The sequence below is a fragment of the Lactobacillus nasalidis genome, assembly GCF_016587775.1.
GTDB lineage: Bacteria > Bacillota > Bacilli > Lactobacillales > Lactobacillaceae > Lactobacillus > Lactobacillus nasalidis.
Genome location: NZ_BOCG01000468.1, coordinates 1 through 9,196, shown reverse-complemented (window position 1 = coordinate 9,196; position 9,196 = coordinate 1). Strand labels below are relative to the sequence as shown.

The 9,196-nt window shown below is 55.2% G+C and carries 3 protein-coding genes and 1 pseudogene; all 4 read left to right on the top strand.

The features are described from left to right. The first annotated feature begins 146 nt into the window (after nucleotides 1–146). Nucleotides 147–506, top strand: coding sequence for a fluoride efflux transporter CrcB (crcB, locus tag lacNas_RS08925; protein ID WP_201330694.1), 360 nt, complete (start codon nucleotides 147–149; stop codon nucleotides 504–506). Next, entirely contained in the window at nucleotides 503–1,264 is a 762-nt protein-coding gene (locus lacNas_RS08920) for a hypothetical protein (RefSeq protein ID WP_201330693.1), read from the top strand. Before crcB ends, lacNas_RS08920 begins: the two co-directional genes overlap by 4 nt. Nucleotides 1,265–1,503: 239 nt before the next feature. Then, a pseudogene (locus lacNas_RS08915) lies at nucleotides 1,504–5,082 on the top strand (EAL domain-containing protein). Between the two features lie 45 nt (nucleotides 5,083–5,127). After that, a partial coding sequence (locus lacNas_RS14300) for an EAL domain-containing protein (RefSeq protein WP_244661449.1) occupies nucleotides 5,128–9,196 on the top strand: 4,069 nt, incomplete at its 3' end.

The following is a 9,196-nucleotide window of genomic DNA, read 5'->3' as shown; positions in this document are numbered from 1 at the left end:
CGCCTTCAAGATGCTGGCTGCCGGCAGCAGCCTGCCGGCTCTGCTTTACTTCACCGGCACGATTGTGGCCGGTTACCTGTGTGCCTGGGCAGGCAAGAAGGCCGCAGATTTCGCCGCTACAAAAATGTTGGAGAGGGGGTAACAAGATGATCTTTGCAGTTGGATTTGGCGCCAGTCTGGGGGCCCTGGCCCGGTTCGGGCTGACCAATTACGGCAAGAAGCACTGGATGCGGCAGACGGCTTTTCCTTGGCCGACGCTGGTGATCAACCTGTCCGGGGCCTTTTTGCTGGGGCTGGTCTTTGCCTTGAACCTGCCGGCTTTCGTCTATGCCTTTCTGGGGACCGGCGTTCTGGGCGGCTACACGACTTTTTCAACCTTGAACACGGAAATGCTGTCTTTGGCTGACAGCGGCAAAAAGCGGCTTTTGAAGCGCTACCTGCTGGCCAGCTACCTTGGCGGAATCTGCCTGCTGACGGCAGGGTATTATCTTGGGACAGTGCTATGAAAAAGTTCCAACAGAAAAAATGGCAACAAATTCTGCGCAAGTGCCTGTGTTCGCTCGTGGCCCTCGCGTCGCTGGTTGCCCTCTTGAGCAGCCCAATCACTTTTAAAATGAGCGACGCCAAGGACTACGCCTCCAGCCTGATTGACCAGTTTGCCAGTCAAAACGACGACAGCGCCATGACGATTGCCGCCAAGGCAGCGGTTGAATCGGGCTTGAAGGAGGACCTGGTTGACCAGCTGCCGAATCAGGTGGTGATCAAGGAGTCCTACCTCAGCTTGTACCGGCTGGTTTCACGCTACCGGCAGGACAAGCGCCTGCAGGCCAGCGACCTCAACCTGCCGACCAAAAACAAGGTGCAGGTCTTTTTGGGGGATTTGATCCTCTATCTGGTCAACAGCGAATTGAAGGTGCATGAAGGCGAGCTTCAGCAGATCACGCAGATCTACCAGCTTTCCTTGTGGATCATCTGTTTCTTGTACCTGCTGGGCGTGGCCTTGCTGATCTTTGACCGCTATCTGGCCTGGCTGCCGCTTTTGCTGGGCGCAGTGGGGGCTTTTGGCTTCCAGGTTTTCATGACTCATTTCATGAGCCAGACGGTGCAAGAAGAACTGTATTCAAAAATGTACTTCACTTACTCCTGGGGCAGCCGGCTGGGTTTCATCCTGGCGCTGCTTCTGGCTGCCTACATGATCTATGGAGACGTCGGCCGCTTGCGCAAGAAGCGCCAGGAGCGCTTAGAAAAGAAGAAAAATGCTTAACCGACCATTCGGGCCAAGACTGCTGCGGCAGCCTTGGCCTTTTTTGCTGCTATTGGCCATCGGTTATGTTTTTTGCCGGAATCAAACCCGGCGCCACTTGCCCTAGTATAACAATTTATATATAATATAAAGAATGGATCAACGTGTGAAGATTGCTGGGCTTCTGGGCGAAAATTAATTTTTGCTTAGAGTACCAGCGCCGTTATTGGCGGAAAATCTCGATTGTTAGGAGCGGGTTTATGAGAAAAAACATTGATCGTGCTGAACGGGAGAAAATTGCTGGAAACGAGGCGCCAATAGCACTTTATCAATTTGAAAATAATCATGTAACAGCCTTGGCTGTTTCAAAAGGCTTATGCAGCCTGTATGGCCTGTCTGCGGCTGACTTAAAGCAGCTCTTGAATGAGAACCTTTTTGCCGGCCTGCACCCTGACGACCTGGTCTGCGCTCAGGCAGACTTCGCCTCTTTTGCCCGCCGGGACAAAAGCAGCTACCAGAACCTCTACCGCATCAAGCTGCCTGGCCAGGAAGAGTATTCGCTCATGCAGGCCCAGGGCCAGGCCAAGGAAATCGGCAACCGGCACTACCTGCTGGTGTGGTATACCGTCATGGAACCGGACCGCTTTGAGCAGATGCTGGCTGCTGGCCGGACCCTGCCCAAGGCTGACGGCCAATCCAAGCACCTGCTTGACGATTTGACCGGCCTGCCCAAGGCGGTCTACTTTTACGAGCTGGCTGAACTGGGCTGCCGGAAGCTTTTCAAGCAAGGCAAGCAGCCGGTCATGCTGGCCTTCAACCTCATCGGCTTCTGCCACTTCAACCACCGCTATTCTTACGTGGAAGGCAACCGCCTGCTGCGGTCTTTCGGGAATCTGCTGCGCAGCTATTTTGGCGAAGAAGCCTGCGGCCACTTCACGGAAGACAATTTTTATGCTTATACGGCGCACGCCGACCTGGACAAGCGGCTGGAAACTTTCTTAAAAGAAAGCCGGCAGATCAACGGCGGCCGCAATTTGGCAGTCCGCATCGGGGTCTATGAGGCCGGCAGCCTGATTTATGAGGACATCAAGAAGGTTTGCGAGTACGCGATGGTGGCCTGCAACAACAACCGCAAGGATGTCAGTTCCCATATCGCCTACTTCACCAGCCAGAACCGGAAAAAGCTGGAACTGGAGAGCTACATTCTCTCCAACTTCGACCTGGCCTTGAAAGAGGGCTGGATTGAGCCTTTTTACCAGCCGATCGTCCGCATCCTGAACGGGCAAAGCGGCAACTGGGAAGCCCTGGCCCGCTGGCGCAAGCCCAACAGTGGGGTGCTGCTGGATGACCAGTTCATTCCGATCCTGGACAAGGCGGGGGTATTGTACCGGCTGGATTTGTACATGGTTGACAAGGTAATCGCCGATTTGAAGAAAATGCAGCAAATGGGCCACCTGGAAATCGCCATTTCGATCAACCTTTTCAGTTCAGAATTCGACCAGTGCAACATGGCTGAGGAAATCAGCAGGCGGGTAAAGGCCAGCGGCCTGTCGCCGGAATTTTTGGTGATCGAGATCAGCAATGATACCCGCAATCTCAATTCCGACAAGATCCGCGAGCAGATCAGCCTCTTTAAGCAAAGTGGCTTTTCCGTCTGGGTCGACAACTTCGGCGAGGGCTATTCCTCCATCGGCCTGATCAAGGACAACGCCCCCTTCACCTGCATCAAATTCGACGCCAGTTTCATCAACGACCCTGACCAGAGACGGTCAAAGATCGTCTTAAAGAAGATGGTCGAACTGGCTGAGGAGCTGGGGATCGATACGATCGTTGAAGGGGTGGAAAATTCCGACCAGCTCCTGTCTTTAAGAGAGATCGGCTGCGCGGCAGCCCAGGGCTACTACTTTGGCCAGCCGCTTCCTTTTGACAAGGCCGTGGGCAAGTGGATCGAAGGACCAGAGGCTAACCTGGAGCGCTTCAGCGAGTCCGACTACTACAACAGCGTGGGGATGATGAGCTTAGAGCGGCCGCATTTCATCACGGAAAGCTACAACGACTCTCTGACTTTTGACGATCCGGACCCGGTCTTAGACCGCTACTTCAAGGGCACGCCGCTGGGCTTTTTGGAATACAAGAACGGCAAGCTGTACTACATGAGAGGCAACGAGGGCTATACCCGCTACCTCCTCAGCTGCGGGTCGGTAACCCAGGAAGAAATGGAGCAGCACCCCTTCAACACTGAGCTCAAATCCATCGGACCGCAGTTTTTCAAGGATCTGAAGGCCTGGATCAAGGAAGAATACTGGAAGAACCGCAAGACTGAATGGCACTACAGCGTGCACAGCTATCCCAACAACCTTTACGTTGAAGGCTACCAGCGGATTCTTTCTTACAACCCGCACACCGATGCCTACGCAATCATCGACGTGCTGACCTCCTACAATGCCAACCAGGTTTACCAAGAGCAGCCCCGCGACGACCTCGGCGTGACGGCCAACTTCAGCTTGAACGCCGACCAGTACCGGGACATGCCGATTCCGTTCGTCATCGTCGCCCCGGTCCGCAAGCAAAACAAGGTCGTCGACATGCAGTACATCTACGTCAACCAGGCTTACGCGGAAATCATGAAGCAAAGCCGCGAAAAGCTGCTGGGCAACAAAATGTCGAATTTTATCAAAGGCAAGCTGTCTTTCTGGATCGATGAAATCTTCGGCGGCGCTGACGGCCGGATCCACCAGGGAATTTTCCACGCAAAGGCGGGCAACTGGTATGAATACATCACTGCCACAGCCTCCGTGCCGGACACTTACTCGCTGGTGCTGATCAATATCGATGAGCAGAAGCACAACGAACAGGAAATCCAGCAAAAGCAGAGCACGACCAACGAAATCGTGCAGCTGTCGGAAATCCTGAACGTCAAAAACGACCGCTTCGACGACGCGATCAGCCAGGGGCTGGCCAAGCTGGGCGAGGACCTGCAGGCCGATCGGGTCAGCCTGCTGGAAACGCGGCCGGGCTATATCAAGAACTCTTACAGCTGGAGCAGGCCAGGAATCCCTTCCGTGCAGGACGAGCAGCAGAAAATCAGCATCCCGCAGGGGCTTTCGGGCAGCAAGCTGCAGAAAATCAAGAAGCAGGACAGCATGTTTGTGACTGATCCGCAGGAGATTGCCGAGCTTTTTCCAGAAATCGTCGCGACTTACAAGGACGGCTACCAGCCGCGCAACGTGCTGCTGGCGCCGTTTTACGAGCGGGGGCAGATCCGGGGGATCGTCATTGTTGAAAATCTCAATGCCGACTTGAACATGGACTTCTGCAACCTGATCGAACTGACGGCCGACTTCATGGGGGCCAAGATCACCGGCCGCGATTTGGAGCAGCAAAGAGACACGGACGTCTTGACCAAGCTGAACGACCGGCACCCGTACCTGGCCAAGCTCACCCACTACCAGAAGGCCCAGGCTTCAAGGACCGTCGGCGTGGCCTTCATGGACTTGAACGGCCTGAAGGAAGCCAATGACGAACAGGGCCATGACGCTGGCGACGAGCTTTTGATTGCTGCCGGCCAGATCATCAGCTAGAATTTTGGCCGCGACCATGTCTACCGGGTCGGCGGCGACGAATTCGTGGTTTTGGATGACCAAAGCACCAGAACAGAATTCGAGGCCAACTGCGCCGCTTTCCAAAAGTGCCTGGAAACCCCTGACGCGCCATCGATCTCAGTCGGGATCGAATGGTGCCCGGATTCCCACTATCTGCAGGAAGCAGTTGAGCAGGCCGACCGCAGGATGCAGCGGCAGAAAAACGACTTCTACAAGTCGCACAAGCGCTACCGCTAACGCTTTTTAACCTGTTGACCGGGTTAAAGAAAAGTGAGGTTTAGGATGAAGAAAAACAAATGCGCTATATTTTATTCGCTGATCATCGCGGCGATCATGCTGGCTTTGGGCATTGTCAGCTTTTGGGGGCGCAATCAGGGAACTTTTAGAGGAATCTATTCGACTGCTCACCTGACCAGCATTGGCGGCAAGTGGACGGATAAAGCGGGCAAACAGGTCAATTTGCAGGAAATCAAGCCCGGGAAGAACGACTCAGTGACGATCTATTACCAGCTGCCCAAGAACCTGGCCAGCCAGGACAAGATCATCTTTTTGTCCAACAATATCAAGCAGATCGATGCCTATCTGGGGCAAAAACGGCTCTACCACAGCCATCCGGAAATCGCGGCTGACTGGCTGAATCTGACCGAGCATTATGAGAGCTTCACCAACAGCATTACCCTGCCGGCCAGCGCGGCTGGCAAGAGGATCCGCCTGCGCCTGACCGGCTTTTACCAGCCGCTTGGCAAAATCAGCAACTGCAGCCTGGGCAACGACGGGGCCTTTTTGGCCAGGTACTTTAAAAAGAACGTCCTGCGCCTGACTTTGGGCATTATTTCGGCTGTTTTGGGCGTGACCATGCTGCTGTTTGCCATCTTCGCGCCTTTGGGCAGCAAGTTCAAGCGGAGCTTGATCTACTATTCGATCGCGACGATCCTGTTTGCGATCCTGCAGATGCAGGCAGAAATGCAGCTGACGGTCTTGCTGGGCCATTACCACATTTGGCGCCTGTTTACCTACCCAGTCTTGATTCTGCTGCCTTATCTGCTGGTAATGATGGTCAACGAGCAGCTGGAATATCCAAGAGCAATTTATGCCGCTTACGGTTTTGCCTTGAGTCTTGCAGACGTGGTCTACGTTTTATGGCGGCATTTCTTCAAGGGCCTGGACTTCAGCAATGACCGCACTTTTCTGCTCAGCCTTGTCTTTGTTGGCATCGTCAGCGGCGTGGCAATGATGGTGGGGGACCTTTTCCGGTCCAAAAAGGCGGTTAGCGAAGCCAGTCCGGAAGAATTGACCGAATCCGAGCAGGAATCGGCCAATGAGGCCTACAAGACCCGGAAGCTGATTCACTGGTCCTATCTGGGCACCTATTTTTTGCTGATCGTCTGCATCGTTATCGACTGCTACTGGCACTTTGTGCACGAGAACAGCGCGGCTGACTTCAGCACCCTGCGCTACGGCTTCTTCTTGTCGCAGATCTTGATGTTCAGACAGTACTTTTTGTCTGAGCTCAACAACATGCAGCAAAAAGGCCAGGACGACACCTATGAAAAGATGGTCAACTACGACCGCTTGACGGGCCTGTACACCCAGTACTACCTGACTCAGAAGCTGACCAAGCAGCGCAAGGAAGACCCGTCGATCATGCCGGCAATCATCTACATCAACTTGGCCAAGTTCAAGCTCTACAACGTGATCAACGGCCACGAAAAAGGGGACGAGTGCCTGAAAGAGGTAGCTGAGATCTTAAAGGACATTTTCGGCTCGGAATATCTGGCCCGGTTTGCCAATGACCACTTCGTCATTTTTGACCTGGACAACGACGGCGTAATGGACCGCATTGAAGAGGCCAACCGGCGCGTCGGCCAGATCGACCTGTCCTTCAAGCTCTACCTGAAGGCCGGGATCTACTACTCCGACGGCAGCAAGAGCGTCGAAACCGAGTGCGACTACGCCAAGACGGCCTGCGACGAGGTCAAGGACGGGGCTGAAAACTGCTACCGGGTCTACACGGAAGAGTTCAGCGAAAAGTCAGCCTACACCAAGTTCGTGGTCGACCACATCGATGAAGCCATTGCCAACGGCGACATCCAGGTTTACTACCAGCCGCAGGTGCACCTGATGAACGGGAAGCTGTCGGGCCTGGAAGCCCTGGCCCGCTGGAACGACCAGACCAGGGGCTTCATGTCTCCGGGCCGCTTCGTGCCGGTTTTGGAAGACAGCAACCTGACCTACAAGCTGGACTTGTACGTTTTGGAGGAAGCGGTCAAGCTGATCCGCCACCAGCTGGACACTGGCGGCCAGATCGTGCCGATTTCCTTCAACCTGTCGCGGACGGACTTCGTGACCAGCGACCCGAACCAGGTCCTGCTTGACCTGGTCAAGAAGTACGATATTCCCCGGGAAATGCTGCGGGTGGAAATCACTGAAACGATTCTGACCGAGGACCCGGTCAAGATAAAAAAGGCCATTGACCGCTTCCATGCCAACGGCTTCCAGGTACTGATGGACGACTTCGGCAGCGGGGCTTCTTCTTTGAACACCTTGAAGGAATACGGCTTTGACGAGATCAAGCTGGACATGATCTTCATGCGGAAGTTCGACGAGCGCAGCAAGAAGGTCATCAGACCGCTGATTTCCATGGCCAAGAGCCTGGGCGTCCACACTCTCTGCGAAGGCGTGGAGAGCAAGGAACAGATCGCCTTCTTAAAGGACGTAGGCTGTGAAGTGATCCAGGGTTACTACTACGGCAAACCAAACACCTTCCCGGAGGTGGTTGACCGCCTGAAAGACCTGGGAGTGGCCTGGGAAGGGCTGGATGAAAGCTCCTACTTTGAAACCGCCGGCCTGGTCGACGTCAATGTTGACCAGCCGCTGGCCATCGTGGACTATGACCGCCAGCAGGAAAAGTTCGCGGCCTACTATCTGAATTCGGCCTTCCGCTCCTTCGCGGCCCAGATCGGGATCGTGCTGACGGGCAGGCGCGACCTGGCCTGGAGCGATCAGGCCAGCCAGGAGAAAATGCTGCGTTTTGCCGGTGAAGCAGCCCGGTCGACTCATGAGCAGCTGACTGAACTGACTGTCGGCGGACGCGAATACCAGCTGAGCTTCAAGATGATCGTCAACTCCCACGAGCACAGCCTGTTTAAGGTTGAACTCATGTCCAGCCGGGCCAAGGAAAAGTTGGCCAGCTCCAGCGGCTACGAGGACTTGCCGCTGCCATACGTGGTCGTGCGGCCGTTTTATGACAAAAACATCCACGCGGCCAACTGTGAGTTTGTATCCGTCAACCGGGTCTTTACCCAGATGCTGCGGATGCCTGAAGAAGAGCTGCTGGGCAAGAAAATTACCTCGGCCCTGCCGGGTGAAGAAGAGCAGTGGTCGACTCTGCCTTTGGAAGTGCTGCGAACGAGCCGGGCAAGCAGCCACCGCCTGTACAACAAGCACCTGGAGGCTTGGTGCGAATTCACGATTTTGCCAGCTGCTCTGCCGGCCTGCGTGGCCCTGGCCTTCACCAAGATTGAAGACAACGCCCCGAAGCTGGAAGCTTTGCAGAAGTCCGGCAGCCTGGCTGCCCAAAGCGCGATGCTGGCGCGGACTTTGAACGGGCCGGAAGACCACGATTCTGAAATCAACTTCTCTTTGGTGGAAGTAGCCAGCCTGCTTGAACCGGAAAGAATCTACATGTTTGAAGCAATTGAAGGCAAGGCCGTGCTCAAATATGAATGGAGCCAGAAGGGCAGGCTGATGGGGAACATTTCCGACCGGCTGGCCGGCCAGATCATTTCCTACTGTGACCGTCTGCGCGGCCAGCAGCCGTACCTGTATGTCAGTGACATGGAAAGCCTGCGCTTTGACCGGGAGCTTTATGAACTGAACCGCAAGAACGTCCGCGTCCTGCTCTTCCCGCTTTTCAGCCAGCAGAAACTGCTAGGCTACTTGGGAATCGAGAACTTCGACGCCGACCGGCTGGCTTACGCCAAGGACCTGCTGGCGGAATACACCCGCTATTTGGCGGCAAAGCTGAGCGTAGTCGGGCGCTTGAGCCGCCTGCCGTCTCCGGCGGCCAGCGACCACTTGACCGGTCTGGGCAACCAAAGCGCCTACCAAAGCGAGCTTCAGCGGCTCAAGGACCAGCGGATTGCCGCTGGCCTGATCTACATGGACCTGTACGATTTGCGCGACTACAACGCCGATCATGGTCCGCAGGAAGGCAACCTGCTCTTGCAGCAGACGGCCGACTGGCTGAGCGTCAGCTTTGACAGCCGCCAGCTCTACCGGATCAGTGGGGAAGAGTTCGTGGCAGTCCTGCCTGAGGCCAGCGAAGCCGAGCTGGAAAAGCGGCAGGCTG